This window comes from Variovorax sp. LjRoot290 (assembly GCF_964253985.1).
Taxonomy (GTDB): Bacteria; Pseudomonadota; Gammaproteobacteria; order Burkholderiales; family Burkholderiaceae_C; genus Variovorax.
In genome coordinates, this window is the sequence record NZ_CAXURW020000001.1 from 3704166 (window position 1) to 3718200 (window position 14035).

The following is a 14035-nucleotide window of genomic DNA, read 5'->3' on the forward strand; positions in this document are numbered from 1 at the left end:
CACGGGTGGCTATGCCAACGCGGCCGTGCCGCGTCGCGCCGATCCTGCGAGTCTTCAGCAACTTGCCGGGCGGACCATGGGCACGACCTGGTCGCTCAGGTTCGACAACCCGCTCTTGATTCCTCTGGACGCCGTTCGCGCGAGTGCAGAGGCTGCGCTGGACCGGGTGATCGCCCAGATGAGCACCTGGGAATCGGACTCGGACCTCAGCCGCTTCAACCGCGCTGCTGCCGGCAGCCGGCATGCACTGGCGCCCGAATTCGGCAAGGTGCTTGCCTGCGCATTGCAATGGGCTGCGGCAAGCGACGGCGCCATCGATCCGACCATCGGGGCGCTGGTGGCGCTCTGGGGTTTCGGCGCGCACGCCAATGCATCGCCACTGCCGCCCTCGCCCGCCGAACTCGCGGCGGCACGCTCGCATGTCGGCTGGCAGCGCATCGCCTTCGAGTCCGATACCAATTCGATCCTGCAGCCGGGCGGTGTCTGGCTCGATCTCTCGGGCATCGCCAAGGGCTTTGCGGTCGACCAAGTAGCAGCTGAACTACAAATTCTCGGGCTCGGGGATTTTCTCGTTGAAGTGGGCGGCGAACTGCGTGGCGTCGGCCGCCGCCCCGGTGGGCAGCCCTGGCAAGTCCAGATCGATGCCGCGCCCGGTGTCGCAACACGCATTGCGCTCAGCGACATGGCGGTTGCCACTTCGGGCGACCGCTGGCACCTGCGTCAACACGAGGGTCGAAGCTGGTCGCACACCCTCGATCCGCGCTGCGGCGAGCCGCCCGGCCATGCGCTGACAGCGGTGACGGTGCTGCATCGCCAATGCATGCACGCCGATGCGCTCGCCACCGTCCTCACGGTGCTCGGTCCGGACAAGGGCTTGACCTTTGCGCAGCATCACGGAATCGCAGCCCTGTTCGTTGGCCGCGAAGGTGCGGGGCACCGGGCGCTGGCCAGCGAGGCCTGGACAGCGCAAGTTGCATGACCGAAGCCACCGTGCGCGCGCTGGCAGCCGGCTCGACCGTGTGCGCCTACGCGGGCCTGTGCCTCGCGGTGTACTGGCGCGAACGCCGACGCAATCAGGTCCTGGCACGCGCTGCCGCAGCGCTCGCGGGGAATGGCGCCGAAGAGGCCGCGTTGGTGCTGTACGCAAGCCAGACCGGCCAGGCCGAAGCCATCGCCTGGCAGACCGCAGGCTGGCTGCGCGCGGCAGGGTCGCCGGTCCGCGTCATGTCGCTCAACGAAGCCGATACGAAGACCTTGCGCGGCGCAAGCTCTGCGCTCTTCATCGCCAGCACTTACGGTGAAGGCGACGCACCCGACGGCGCCAGCGTGTTCGCCGAGCAGGTGATGGGCAGCACTGCCGACTTCTCCTCGTTGCGCTACGCCGTGCTCGCATTGGGTGACCGCCAGTACGCAAGCTTCTGCGGCTTCGGCCGCGCGCTCGACGAATGGCTTCACTCGGCCGGCGCCACACGCACATTCGAACGCCTTGAAGTCGACAATACCGACCCGGCCAGCCTCGCCGTCTGGCGAGCCCGATGCGGCGGCGACGCAGTTGCGCAGGCGGAAGACAGCAGCGCAAGGACCATGCCCTGGCGTCTCGCAGCGCGCGAGCGCTTGAATGCGGGCAGCGCCGGCGCGCCGGTGTACCACCTGGCGTTCGTGGCGCCGGCGGGAACTGCAGCACAGTGGGAGTCCGGAGACGTGGCGCAGATCACCATCGCCAGCGATCCAGGTCGACCGCGCGACTATTCGATCTCCTCGATTCAAACCGACGCAGAACTCCAGTTGCTGGTGCGCCAGGAACAGCACCCCGACGGGACTCTGGGTGCCGCATCGGGCCTGCTGACCTCGACCTTGGCCATCGGTGACACGGTCGCGCTGCGCCTGCGGCCCCACCGCAATTTCCGCCTCGAAGGCAATGCGCAGCGGCCGCTGATTCTCATCGGCAACGGCACCGGGCTGGCCGGCCTGCGCAGCCATCTGCGAGCCCGTGCCGCCGCCCGCCAGCACGACAACTGGCTGGTGTTCGGGGAGCGCAATGCGCGGCATGACTTTCTCTACCGCGCCGAAATCGAAGCTTGGAACGCCGCAGGCGTTCTGCGCCGGCTCGACATGGTCTTTTCGCGCGATCAGCCCGACCGGCTCTATGTCCAGCACCGCTTGCTGCAGGCTTCCGAGGAAGTGCTCTCGTGGATCGGTCGCGGCGCAGCCGTGTATGTGTGCGGCAGCCTGCAGGGAATGGCCTCCGGCGTCGACGCGGCATTGCGCCAGATCGCCGGTGAAGCCCTGGTGCGTGAACTCACGGCCACCGGCCGCTATAGACGCGACGTCTATTGACGCTTTGGCGCCTGCAGGCCAGTTGCTAACTGGCAACAAACACAGCGGCACTTAGTCTCAATTTTGGAAATACGTAAACAAACGTATTGAGATTAATTATCATTCGCTTCGAGTTCGCGCAGCCGCAACTCAGCTCACCCAGCCAATCCCGCCGCCTCTTGGAGGAGCGCGCTCGGACCCGCCAGTCGAGTTCTCACATGCCGTCCTTCCCGGAGAACCCTTCATGGCCTACATCAAGAGCCGCAAGCACGCCGTCGGGCGTGCACCGTCACCCCAGTTGACTGGCGCAGCAGCCGCAACCCTGATCGCGATATCGATGCCCGTAGCGGCGCAGACCAACACGGCGAATACGTTGCGCGAAGTCAAGATCGAAGCGACGGCCGATGGCTACAAGCCCGAAACGTCTTCATCGCCCAAGTTCACCCAGCCCCTGGTGGATACGCCGCAAACCATCACCGTCATCAAGAAGGAGGTCCTGCAGGACCAGGGCGCGACGACGCTGACCGAGGCGCTGCGCAATACGCCCGGCATTACCTTCCAGATGGGGGAAAACGGCAACACGTCCACAGGCGACGCCGTGTTCATGCGCGGCTTCGACACCTCGGGCAGCATCTTCGTAGACGGCATCCGCGACGTGGGCACCGTCTCGCGCGACATGTTCAATATCGAGCAGGTCGAGGTCGTCAAAGGCCCGGCGGGCGCCGACATTGGCCGCGGATCGCCGACCGGCTACATCAATCTCGTATCCAAAGTACCCACCGCCGAGAACTTCTTCGCCGGCAGCGTGAGCCTGGGCTCCGCCAGCCAGAAGCGGGCGACGGTCGACCTCAACCGGGCGCTGAACGAAACTGGTTCCGTGGCATTTCGTCTGAATGCCATGGTGCAGGACGGCGGCGTGCCGGGACGGGACCTGGTCGAAAACAATCGATCGGGCATCGCGCCCTCGCTCGCCATCGGCCTCGGTACGCCGACGCGCATCTACCTGTCCTATCTGCACATGGATCAGAAGAATCGCCCTGACGGCGGTATTCCAGTGGTCGGCCTCGAAGGCTACTACCTTGCCGATCTGGCGCGCATCGGCGGCAACGGGCCCCGGGTCGACACCAACAACTACTACGGCTTTCTGTCAGACCATGACGACGTGAAGGCCGACATGTTCACGGCGCGCATCGAACACGATATTGCGCCCGGCGTGACCATCCGCAACATCTCCCGCTGGGGCCGCACCAAGCAGGACCTGGTACTCACGGGCGTGTTCAGCAACGGGCTGCTCGTCCCGAACGTGTTCAATCCGCTCGGCTGGTCGGTGCGCACGACGCCGCAGGGCAAGCTTCAAGACAACGAGATCTTTGCGAACCAGACGAACATCACGGCGGACCTGACCCTGGGCGGCTTGAAGCACTCCATCAGCGCCGGCGTCGAATTGGGCCGCGAAGAGCAGGACAACACCGCCGTGGCGGCCCAGATCAACGCGCTCAACGGCGTGCGCTCGGGCACTTCGTTTCTTGCCTACAACAACCTCTACGCCCCCAATGTCAACCGCGCCTTCGTTCCGGTGCTGCCGACCGGCGCCAGCACGGCCGGCAAGACGACCACGGCCGCGCTGTACGCTTTCGACACCATCAAGCTCAACGAGCAATGGCTGATCAACGGCGGTCTCCGCTACGAGCACTACAAGAGCGACTTTTCCGGCCTGGACGCACCTGCAGCCAACGGGACGCAACTCGCAACACGGCTCGGTAAATCCGACAACCTTCTCACAGGCAAGGTAGGCGTGGTGTTCAAGCCGGCCCCCAACGGCAGCATCTATGCCGCCTACGCCACTTCCGCGAAACCGCCAGGCTCCGACTTCGCGCTGTCGGGCACGGCCACCAACATCAACAATCCGAACCTCGATCCGCAGAAGGCGAAGACCGCCGAGGTCGGCACCAAGTGGGATCTGCTCGACAAGCGCCTCGCGGTGACCGGCGCACTGTTCCGGACAACCAACGAGAACGAACAGGTTCAGATCGATACCTTCGGCAACACCGAGCAATACGGCAAGACGCGCGTGCAAGGCGTGGAACTGAGCGCCATCGGGCAGATCACGCCTGCATGGCAGGTCATTGCAGGCATCGCCAGCATCGACACCGAGATCCTGGAAGGTTCGCGGACAAGCACCACGCAGAACGGCGCGCAAATTCGCTTCTCGCCGAAGCTCACGGCCACGCTTTGGACGACCTACAAGTTTCCTATGGGCCTGATCGTCGGCGCAGGCGCACGTTACGTCGACACGCAGGCGCGGGCGACGTCGAACGCGGCGCTGACACCGACCACCTTCTTCCCGACCATTCCGAGCTATACGGTCTTCGACGCGATGATCGGCTACGAAATCAACAAGAACGTGGCGATCCAGCTCAACCTGTACAACCTGACGGACAAGTTCTATCTGGCACGGGTGAACAACGCAGGGAACCGGCTGACGGTGGGGACGCCGCGCTCCGCGACGTTGACCGCCAACTTCAAGTTCTGACACGCCCCGCCATCCCACTCTCGAGGACTGCGAAACTCGCAGCCCCAGTCGTCGCGCTGGGGCTTTTTTCATGGAGATCTTGCAAATGATGTTGCATGTGCCCGATGTCCTGACGCGGGATCAGGTGCGCGAAATGCGAGCAACCCTCGACACGACCGATTGGGTGGACGGCAGGGAAACCGTCGGGGAACAGGGCGCCAGGGTCAAGCGTAATCGTCAGCTGCCCGAGTTCTCCCCCGTGACCCGTGCGCTGGGCAGCACCATCCTGGCCGCGTTGGCCAAGAATGCCCTGCTCTTTTCCGCCGCGTTGCCGCTCCGGTTCGTGCCGCCGCTGTTCAATCGCTACGAAGGCGGCGAACACTACGGACTGCATGTGGACGGATCGGTACGCTCCGTGCCCGGCACCGGCGAGCAATTGCGCACCGATCTGTCGTGCACCCTGTTCCTGTCCGAGCCCGAGGACTACGAAGGGGGCGAACTGGAAGTCGTGGACACCTACGGCACCCACGAAGTCAAGCTGCCGGCCGGTGATCTGATCCTCTACCCCTCGAGCAGCCTGCACCGCGTGCATCCCGTGACGCAGGGCGTGCGCATCTGCTCCTTTTTCTGGTTGCAGAGCATGGTGCGCGACGACCGGCAGCGGGCCATGCTGTTCGAACTCGACCAAACCATCATCAAGTTGCGCGCCCGGCTCGGCGAATCGGAGGAGACGGTCGCCCTGACCGGCCACTATCACAACCTGCTGCGCATGTGGTCCGAGGTGTAGGGGCCAGCTATCGAAGGGCTTGGCCCCAGAGCTGCAATAGTTATTGCAAATGCGAGGAATTCGTATTTATAATCGAGCCTTCTACAAACAGCCAGCCAACTGCCGCCTCACCGCCATGATCGTTTGCGTATGTCGCCGAGTGTCAGACCGCGAAATCGCACGCCATGTGCGCGCCGGCATGACCTTCGACGAAGTGCAGTTTGAGCTCGGCGTGGCCACCCAGTGCGGCCAGTGCGAAGGCTGCGCGCGCGACGTGGTCGCGCAATGCAGCGCTTCCCATCCGGTTGCCGCACTCAACCGCGAATCGGAACCGAGGTCGATCCAGCTTGCCAACTCCATCACGGAAAGCAAGGCATGGAACTCTTCTCGGCACTCGGCGGCAGCCTGATCCTCGTCACCGGCTCGGTCTGGTGGATTCTTCGTAAGTAACTGGCGGTTCCGCTGCACCCGGGCACCTTTCGCAAGGGCCGGCACTCCATAGTTGATCGTGTCTGACCGCTTTTCCTCGCCTCCTCCCTCCGTTCTAGGCCTGTCACGCAACGCCGTCATCGCAGGCGGCGTGGTGCTTTTTCACGTCGCTGCCCTGTGGGCGCTGCAGAGCGGCCTGCTCCGCCGCGCCGCCGAGGTGGTCATCCCGGTGGAAATCCTGAGCGAGTTCATTGAGCCGCCCAAGCCGGCAGAACCGCCGCCCCCGCCACCCGAACCGCCCAAGCGGGAAGTGACGAAAACGCCTCCGCCGCCGCGGCCTCAGGCGATACGCGAGCCGAAGCCCACACCAGCGCCGAATGCGCCCACGGGGAGCATCGAGCCGCCGCCCCCACCCGCGCCCATTGCGCCGCCCGCCCCCGCAGAGCCGCCGGCTCCTCCTGCCTCGCCACCCGCACCGCCGGCGCCCAAGCTCGTCGAAATCAGCCAGGGCCAGACGCAATACATCCGCGAACCTCGCATCACCTACCCGGCGATGAGCAAGCGATTGGGCGAGACCGGCACGGTGGTCGTGGCGGTCTATTTCAACAGCGCGGGCCTTCCCAAGCGCGCCGAGATTTTCAAGTCCAGCGGCTATGACCGGCTCGACCAGGCAGCGCGCGAGGCAGCCATGTCATCGCAGGTCACGCCGATCAGGCAGCCGGGCGCCGACGAGGCGACCGTCTACTTGTTGAAGGCGCCTTTCAATTTCACACTTTCCCAATAGTCCCGGAGCAGTAGTTATGGATTCCCAATTTGGCTTGATGAACGTATGGGCGCAGGGCGACTTCGTCACCAAGGCCGTCGCCTTGCTGCTGATCGGCATGTCGCTCGCCTCGTGGATCGTGATCCTGATCAAGGCGCTGGACGTCATCAAGTACAAGCGCCTCGCGAAGCACTCGCAGGACTTCTGGCACAGCGAAGACTTCGCCACCGCGCTCAACAAGCTCGGCAAGGACGACAGCAACCCGTTCCGCGCCCTCGCCCTGGAAGGCCGTGAAGCCGCGGCGCATCATCGCAACACCAAGGCCCATCTGCACGATGCGCTCGACGTGAGCGACTGGATCACACGCGCATTGCGCAACGGCATCGATGAATTCACCGCGCGCCTGCAGACTGGTCTGGCCGTCCTGGCCTCGGTCGGTTCGACGGCCCCGTTCATCGGCTTGTTCGGCACGGTCTGGGGCATCTACCACGCCTTGATGAGCATCAGCTCGGCCGGCCAGGCCACCATCGACAAGGTGGCCGGCCCGATCGGCGAAGCGCTGATCATGACGGCACTCGGCCTGGCGGTCGCCATTCCCGCGGTGCTGGGCTACAACGCGCTGGTGCGCGGCAACAAGTTCGTGCTGACCAAGCTCAACAGCTTTGCGCATGACCTCCATGCCTACTTCGTGACGGGCGCACGCGTCCAGAGCGGCGTCGAAGCCATCGTCGTCCCGCTCAAGAAAGGCTGAGCACCATGGCTTTCGGAACCCAGGACGAACCCGATGAGGTGATGAACGAGATCAACATGACGCCGCTGGTCGACGTCATGCTGGTGCTCCTGATCATCTTCATCATCACCGTGCCGGTGATGAAGCACGCGGTGAACATCGACCTGCCCCGCGCGAGCAGCGAGCCGGAGCAGACCAAACCGCAGAACATCCTGTTCACCGTCGCCGCCGACGGCAGCTATTACTGGAACGAACAGAAGATCGACGACACTGAGCTGAAGACACGGCTCGCGGCCGAAGCGGCCAAGGAACCGCAACCCGAGTTGCACATCCGCGGCGACAAGGCGGTGCGCTACGAGCGTGTTGCACAAGCGATGTCGGCGGCGCGCGAGACCGGCGTACGCAAGATCGGCTTCATCACGGAACCCGAGGCGAAGTAAAGCCTGCTTTGCAAGGCAAAAAGATCGATCGAGACGATTGACTTTTTATTGCGAATCATTATCATTCGCGCATCGCTTCGACAAGGGGATTTCCAATGCCAGCCACTCCCAACGCATTCACCGTCCTGAGCCATCCCTCGCTCGATCATTCGGGCGGTGGCCGCGCCGCCGCCGAGGCGCCCCGCCCTGCTGCCCTTTTCGAAAGCACGGAGCTTCTCAAGGGCAGCAAGATCGTCGGGATCATGCACAACGGCTCGCTCTATCGGCTGCAAGCCACCAAACTCGGCAAGCTGATCCTGACCAAATAGAGATCAGCCCGCCCCTCGCGCAAGTTTCATCGTGGGGCGACTCGAGGAGATTCATCTCCGAAGGGTCGTTTTTTGCTAGCCAACGGTTCGCCGACTAGCCAAGCTTTTTTTCCGCCTTGAATCCGAAAAGAAAACGCCGACCCGAAAGTCGGCGTTTTTGTTTTGGAAGTCTGGCGATCAGAGGCCGAGCGCGGCGATACCCGCCTTGGCGATCTGCGCGTCCTCGTTCGACTTGACGCCACTGACGCCGACCGCACCGATCACCTGGCCATCCTTGACGATCGGCACACCGCCTTCGAGCAGGCCTTGCACCCCAGGCGCCGTCAGAAACGAGGGGCGCCCGCCGTTGATCATGTCCTCATAGATCCTGCTCTCTCGCCTTCCCATCGCGGCCGTGTGGGCCTTGGCAGGCGCAATGTGCGACGACAAGGCCGCTGCCCCATCGAGCCGCTGCAGCCAGAGCAAATTGCCGGCGTCGTCGGCGATGGCGATGGTCACGGCCCAGTTGTTCTTGAGCGCTTCGGCTTCGGCCGCGGCGGCAATGGCCTTGACATCGGCGAGTTCGAGAAAGGACTTGGTCTTCATGGTCTTGCAAAAAGTGAACTAAGCCCTGAAGCATAGCGCCCGCACCTGCATGAGCCCTTACGGATGGCAGAAAGTGCTTTAGGGACATCCGGATGCGGGTTTTTGTCGCGGCCGGCTCTTGCGGCCACCTAGAATGGGCCCCAACTGCAGCGTTGCAGCGAACATCAGGAGTTTCAGCAATGAACGACCGCGTCAACACCCTCGACACCACCGTCGGCTACGGCCAGACGTTGCCGCAGGCAGAGCGCCAGCGCGTCCTGCGCAATACCTATTGGCTGCTCGCCCTGAGCCTGCTGCCCACCGTGCTGGGCGCCTGGCTGGGCGTCGCCACCGGCATCACCCGCTCGCTGAGCGGCGGTATCGGCCTCATGGTCTTTCTGGGCGGTGCCTTCGGTTTCATGTTCGCCATCGAGAAGACCAAGAACTCGGCCGCCGGCGTGCCGGTGCTGCTGGCGTTCACCTTCTTCATGGGCCTGATGCTGTCGCGGCTGATCGCGATGGTGCTGGGTTTCAAGAACGGCTCCGAATTGATCATGACCGCCTTCGGCGGCACCGCCGGCGTGTTCTTTGTGATGGCCTCGCTGGCAACGGTGATCAAGCGCGACCTATCGGGCATGGGCAAGTGGCTGTTCGTCGGCGCACTGGTGCTGATGGTCGGTGCGATCATCAATGTCTTCGTCGGCTCCAGCGCCGGCATGATGGCGATCTCGGTCGCCGCCATCGGCATCTTCTCGGCCTTCATGCTGTATGACCTGAAGCAGATCATGGACGGCGGCGAGACCAACTACATCAGCGCCACGCTTGCGCTTTACCTGGACCTGTTCAACGTGTTCCAGAGCCTGCTGGCCTTGCTCGGCATCTTCGGCGGCGAGCGCGACTGAGCACCTGCTCGGCTTGAAGCAATAAGGGCCCCTCGGGGCCCTTTTTCATGGTCGATCGAACACGGCGATCGACTCGACATGCGCCGTGTGCGGGAACATGTTGACCACACCCGCGAAGGTGCAGCGATAGCCCGCCTGGTGTACCAGGAGGCCAGCGTCGCGCGCCAGCGTCGAGGGATTGCAACTCACGTAGACGATGCGCTTCGGCGGCGACCAGCCGCCCTCGTGCAGTTCGATCTGCTGATGAAGGTCGGCGAGCGCCTTGGCCAGCGCAAACGCACCCTCGCGCGGCGGATCGACCAGCCACTTGTCCGCGGCGCCGTCGGCCATCAGCATCGCGGGCGTCATCTCGAACAGGTTGCGCGCGACGAAGCGAGTCGCGGCCAGCGCGCTTCGACCTGGCACGGCGGGGCGGTTGCGCTCGAAGTTGTCGGTCGCCCGCGCCACCAGCGTATCGCTGCCCTCGATGCCCAGCACCTCGCGCGCGCGGCTCGCCAGCGGCAGGGTGAAGTTGCCAAGTCCGCAGAACCAGTCGATCACGCGCTCGCCCGATTGCACGTCGAGCAGGCGCAAAGCGCGGCTGACCAGCGCGCGGTTGATGTGCGGATTGACCTGCGTGAAATCGGTCGGCTTGAAAGGCATCGTGACGCCGAACTCCGGCAACTCGTAAGCCAGCGCGGGACCGTCGGGTTCGAGGAGCTTCACCGTCTCGGGCCCTTTGGCCTGCAGCCACCATTGCACGCCGGCGTGCTGCGCCGCGAACGCTTTGAGCCGCGCCATGTCCGCAGCGGACAGCGGCTCCAGATGCCTCAGCACCAAGGCGATCACGCCGAGGCTGGCGCCGTCCGGCGCGTCCCCGCAAGCCAGTTCGATCTGCGGGCAGGTGTCGCGCGCCTCCATCGAACCGACGAGTTCGCGCAAGGGCATGAGCATGGCGCTGACCCGGGCCGGCAGCACGGGACACACCTGCATGTCCGCCAAGTAGCGGCTCTTGCGCTCGTGAAAGCCGATCAGCACGGTGCCCTTCTTGGCCACGTAGCGCATCGAAAGGCGGGCGCGATAGCGGTAGTGCCAGGCAGGCCCTTCCAGCGGCCGCAGCATGTTCTCGGGACGCACCTTGCCGAGATGCCACAGGTTGTCCTCGAGTGCGCGCTGTTTCACCGCCACCTGCGCAGCGGCATCCAGGTGCTGCATCTTGCAGCCGCCGCATGCGCCGGCGTGCAGACCAAAATGCGGACAGCCGGGCCGCACACGCTGCGACGACTCGCGGCGGATCGCGGCCACGGTGCCTTGCTCCCAGTTGTTTTTCTTGCGGTGCACGCTGAACTGCACTTCTTCGAAAGGCAATGCGCCTTCGATGAATACCACCATGCCGTCGGCCTTGTGCGCCACGCCTTGTGCGTCGAGGTCGAGCGACTCGACGTGCAGCCATTCATCGCGGGCTTGCTGCTGCGCCGCCTTCTTCTCTATCGAATCCGTCATGCACGGATTGTCTCAGGGCTGCGGGGCGCCCTCGGCCCGAGCGCTACAAAAACGCATCGCGCTGGACGCCGGCGCGCGCGAGCTGGCGGCGCATCTTGGCGAGCGCCTCGTTCTGGATCTGCCGCACGCGTTCCCGCGTCAGGCCGAGGCGCACGCTCAACACCTCGAGTGTCTCCGGATCGCGGTCGTGCAGGCCGTAGCGGCCTTCCAGCACCTCGCGCTCGCGTTCGCTCAGTGCGAGGATCCATCGATCGAGAAGCTTCTCGACCTCGTGCGTCTGCGTCACGCCCGTCGGGTCTCCGCCCTCGTCTTCCGAAGCCACCGTATCGGCCAGGCTGAAACTGTCGTCGCCGCGCTCGCTGCCCGCGTCGAGCGAACGTGGCGCCTCGGAGAGCGCCATCAGCTCGGCCACCGCCTGCACCTCGCGGCCCAGCAGCGCCGCGACATCTTCGACCCGCACGCCGTCGGGCCGGCGGGAGATGAAGTCGGCGTCGCCTTCCAGCGCACGGCGCGCCCGCATCACCTGTTGCAGTTCGCGAACCACATGCACCGGCAGCCGGATCGCGCGAGCCTGCATCATCGCCGCCCGTTCGATCGACTGGCGGATCCACCAGGTTGCATAGGTGGAGAAGCGAAAACCACGCTCCGGCTCGAACTTGTTGATCGCATGCATCAGGCCGAGGTTGCCTTCCTCGATCAGATCCGCCAGCGGAACGCCGCGGCCGAGATAGGCCTTGGCGATGTTCACCACGAGCCGCAGGTTGTGCTCGATCATCGATTGCCGCGCCGAGAAGTCGCCGCTGCGGGCGGCGCAGGCGGTCTGGTATTCCTCGTCGGGAGTGAACAGTTCGGTGCGCCGGATCTCGCGCAGGTAGAGCGTCAGCGAATCGCCGCCTTCACCGCCTAGGTCGACCGGCACCGCGTCGTGCGGAATCTCAGGCAGCGCGCCCTTGTCCGCGCGATCAACGACGTCATCCGCAGGAGCGGGCAGGCTCGCAGGCTTGTAGGGCCGGAAGGTCGAGATGCTGCCGTTGCCCGCCGCGCGCCGCACGACCGGAATGCGACGCGGGACGGAGGCAGCCATGCATGATCCTAGCGCGCGGGCAGGTAGCGCGCCGGATCGACCGGCTTGCCCTGGCGGCGGATTTCGAAGTGCAGCTTCACGCGATCCGCGTCGCTGTTGCCCATCTCGGCAATCTTCTGGCCCTTCTGCACGGACTGGTCTTCCTTCACCAGCAGCGTCCTGTTGTGCGCATAAGCGGTCAGGTAGGTGTTGTTGTGCTTGAGGATGATCAGATTGCCGTAGCCGCGCAGGCCGGCGCCGGCATACACCACCCGTCCATCGGCTGCAGCAAGCACCGAATCGCCGGCCTTGCCGCCGATGTCGAGTCCCTTGTTCTTGGCTTCGTCGAAGCCCGCAATCAACGAGCCGTGCGCAGGCCAGATCCACCCCACATCTTCATCGCCCGATGCCGTGGCAGCCGGCGCGGAAGGTGAAGCGGTGATGATGGGCGGGGTGGGTTTGACAGCCGGACTCGCCGCGGCCGCAGGAGCCGCTGCGGCGCCGGAGGACGGTGCGACAGCGGCCTGCGTGACCGGCCGCGTCACGGCGCTCGAGGCGTCGGTCGTGCCAGTTGCAGATGCCGGTGCCGCAGCGCTTGCGGTAGCGCCGACCGGCGGGATCACGCGCAGCACCTGACCGACTTCGATCAGGTCGGGATTGTCGAGATTGTTCCAGCGAGCGATGTTCTGCCAGCTCTGGCCGGTTTCGGTGCCGATGCGGCGAATCGTGTCACCGGGACGCACCGCGTAATAGCCGGGCTTGCCGTAGTTTTCGATGCCCGGCAGCGGCTTGCCCGAAGCGTCCGTGGTGATGGTCGGGACACCGGGCGCGCTGGGCGCGGCAACCGTCGCGCTGGTCATCGTGCCGCGGTCCTCGACCGGTACGGGGCCGCGCCTGGCGGCACACCCCGCAATCAAGAGCGCGACCAGCAGCGTCACGCCGGCAAGCCAGCCCCGATTGCCAATACCCAGCATGTGTTCTTCCTTCAAGCAATTCCCGATTTTAGGGGGACAAAGTGAACCGCCTCAAGAATGCGGCGCTCCAGTCCCCGCGCTGTTTTGTCGATCACGACAAGCGCCTGTTTGCCGACCTCGGACTGTGTCGGCGCGACGATGCGGCCGCCCACGGCCAGCTGCGCGATCCACGCCTCAGGCACCGCTTCGCCGCCGGCCGCCGCGATGATGCCCGCGTAGGGTGCGCCCTTCGCATAGCCCACCATGCCGTCCCCCAGCAGCAGATGGACCGTGGCCAGCCGGAACGAGCGGAGATTGATGCGCGCTCGCTCGTGCAATCCGCGCAGGCGTTCGATGCTGTAGACCTCGGTCGCGATGTGGCTCAACACCGCCGCTTGGTAGCCGCAGCCGGTCCCGATCTCGAGCACGCGGCCCAGGCGGTCGGCGGGCTTGTTTGCCAATGCGGGCGCACCAAGCAGGAGTTCGATCATGCGGGCCACCACGTTCGGCTTCGAGATGGTCTGGCCCAGACCGATCGGCAGGCTCGTGTCTTCATAGGCCTGATTGACCAGTGCGCTGTCGACGAAAAGATGACGCTCGACCGTGCCCATGGCGCGCAGCACCCGCGCGTCGGCAATGCCCTGCGCCGCGAGCCGCTGAACCATGCGCGCGCGCACGGCGTCGGAGGCCATCGAAGGCGTGTGATGAACGAGCGGCTTGGCAGGCACGGCCGACGCGCGCCCGCGCGTCGCAGCCGACGCGGTGGGCGTGAGCCGGACGGGGAATCCTGGTCGCTGGCTCGCCATG

The 14035-nt window shown here is 65.0% G+C and carries 15 protein-coding genes; 10 read left to right on the forward strand and 5 right to left on the reverse strand.

What is annotated here, in order from left to right:
- The first annotated feature begins 76 nt into the window (after positions 1 to 76).
- From ACSQ9A_RS18360 to hemP, 9 genes are all read left to right on the forward strand, one after another.
- Positions 77 to 979, forward strand: coding sequence for an FAD:protein FMN transferase (locus ACSQ9A_RS18360; protein ID WP_436304676.1), 903 nt, complete (start codon positions 77 to 79; stop codon positions 977 to 979).
- Positions 976 to 2337, forward strand: a complete 1362-nt coding sequence (locus ACSQ9A_RS18365; RefSeq protein WP_436304677.1) for a sulfite reductase subunit alpha — start codon at positions 976 to 978, stop codon at positions 2335 to 2337. The genes ACSQ9A_RS18360 and ACSQ9A_RS18365 overlap by 4 nt, the downstream gene beginning before the upstream one ends.
- A gap of 223 nt (positions 2338 to 2560) precedes the next feature.
- Entirely contained in the window at positions 2561 to 4849 is a 2289-nt protein-coding gene (locus ACSQ9A_RS18370; protein ID WP_436304678.1) for a catecholate siderophore receptor Fiu, read from the forward strand.
- An 85-nt stretch (positions 4850 to 4934) separates the two neighbouring features.
- Positions 4935 to 5615 carry a Fe2+-dependent dioxygenase gene (locus ACSQ9A_RS18375; protein WP_093109843.1) on the forward strand — a complete coding sequence of 227 codons (681 nt, stop codon included), beginning with the start codon at positions 4935 to 4937 and terminating at the stop codon, positions 5613 to 5615.
- Between the two features lie 115 nt (positions 5616 to 5730).
- A complete protein-coding gene (locus ACSQ9A_RS18380; protein ID WP_436306321.1) occupies positions 5731 to 6003 on the forward strand; it encodes a (2Fe-2S)-binding protein in 273 nt (90 codons plus the stop codon).
- 96 nt (positions 6004 to 6099) lie between these two features.
- Positions 6100 to 6807, forward strand: a complete 708-nt coding sequence (locus tag ACSQ9A_RS18385; RefSeq protein ID WP_436306322.1) for an energy transducer TonB — start codon at positions 6100 to 6102, stop codon at positions 6805 to 6807.
- Positions 6808 to 6823: 16 nt separating this feature from the next.
- The gene (locus ACSQ9A_RS18390) at positions 6824 to 7537 is read left to right on the forward strand and encodes a MotA/TolQ/ExbB proton channel family protein (protein ID WP_093109846.1); all 714 of its coding nucleotides are present in this window, start codon (positions 6824 to 6826) and stop codon (positions 7535 to 7537) included.
- A 5-nt stretch (positions 7538 to 7542) separates the two neighbouring features.
- A complete protein-coding gene (locus ACSQ9A_RS18395) occupies positions 7543 to 7956 on the forward strand; it encodes an ExbD/TolR family protein (protein WP_436304679.1) in 414 nt (137 codons plus the stop codon).
- 95 nt (positions 7957 to 8051) lie between these two features.
- Positions 8052 to 8264 (forward strand): hemin uptake protein HemP, encoded by a 213-nt coding sequence (hemP, locus tag ACSQ9A_RS18400; RefSeq protein ID WP_093109848.1) that lies wholly within the window; start codon positions 8052 to 8054, stop codon positions 8262 to 8264.
- Between the two features lie 177 nt (positions 8265 to 8441).
- Here hemP and ACSQ9A_RS18405 read toward each other — a convergent pair whose 3' ends face one another.
- The gene (locus tag ACSQ9A_RS18405) at positions 8442 to 8849 is read right to left on the reverse strand and encodes a GlcG/HbpS family heme-binding protein (RefSeq protein WP_436291094.1); all 408 of its coding nucleotides are present in this window, start codon (positions 8847 to 8849) and stop codon (positions 8442 to 8444) included.
- Positions 8850 to 9028: 179 nt separating this feature from the next.
- Here ACSQ9A_RS18405 and ACSQ9A_RS18410 point away from each other — a divergent pair, with 179 nt between their 5' ends.
- A complete protein-coding gene (locus ACSQ9A_RS18410; RefSeq protein WP_093109850.1) occupies positions 9029 to 9730 on the forward strand; it encodes a Bax inhibitor-1/YccA family protein in 702 nt (233 codons plus the stop codon).
- A 45-nt stretch (positions 9731 to 9775) separates the two neighbouring features.
- Here ACSQ9A_RS18410 and rlmD read toward each other — a convergent pair whose 3' ends face one another.
- From rlmD to ACSQ9A_RS18430, 4 genes are read right to left on the reverse strand one after another with little or no spacing between them, the layout of a single operon-like run.
- Positions 9776 to 11212 (reverse strand): 23S rRNA (uracil(1939)-C(5))-methyltransferase RlmD, encoded by a 1437-nt coding sequence (gene rlmD, locus ACSQ9A_RS18415; protein WP_436304680.1) that lies wholly within the window; start codon positions 11210 to 11212, stop codon positions 9776 to 9778.
- Between the two features lie 43 nt (positions 11213 to 11255).
- Complete coding sequence (locus tag ACSQ9A_RS18420; RefSeq protein WP_436304681.1) at positions 11256 to 12296, reverse strand: sigma-70 family RNA polymerase sigma factor; 1041 nt, start codon at positions 12294 to 12296, stop codon at positions 11256 to 11258.
- A gap of 8 nt (positions 12297 to 12304) precedes the next feature.
- On the reverse strand, positions 12305 to 13249 hold the full coding sequence (locus ACSQ9A_RS18425; protein ID WP_436304682.1) for a peptidoglycan DD-metalloendopeptidase family protein: 945 nt from the start codon (positions 13247 to 13249) through the stop codon (positions 12305 to 12307).
- A gap of 11 nt (positions 13250 to 13260) precedes the next feature.
- Positions 13261 to 14034 carry a protein-L-isoaspartate(D-aspartate) O-methyltransferase gene (locus ACSQ9A_RS18430; RefSeq protein ID WP_093109854.1) on the reverse strand — a complete coding sequence of 258 codons (774 nt, stop codon included), beginning with the start codon at positions 14032 to 14034 and terminating at the stop codon, positions 13261 to 13263.
- Position 14035 lies beyond the last annotated feature (1 nt).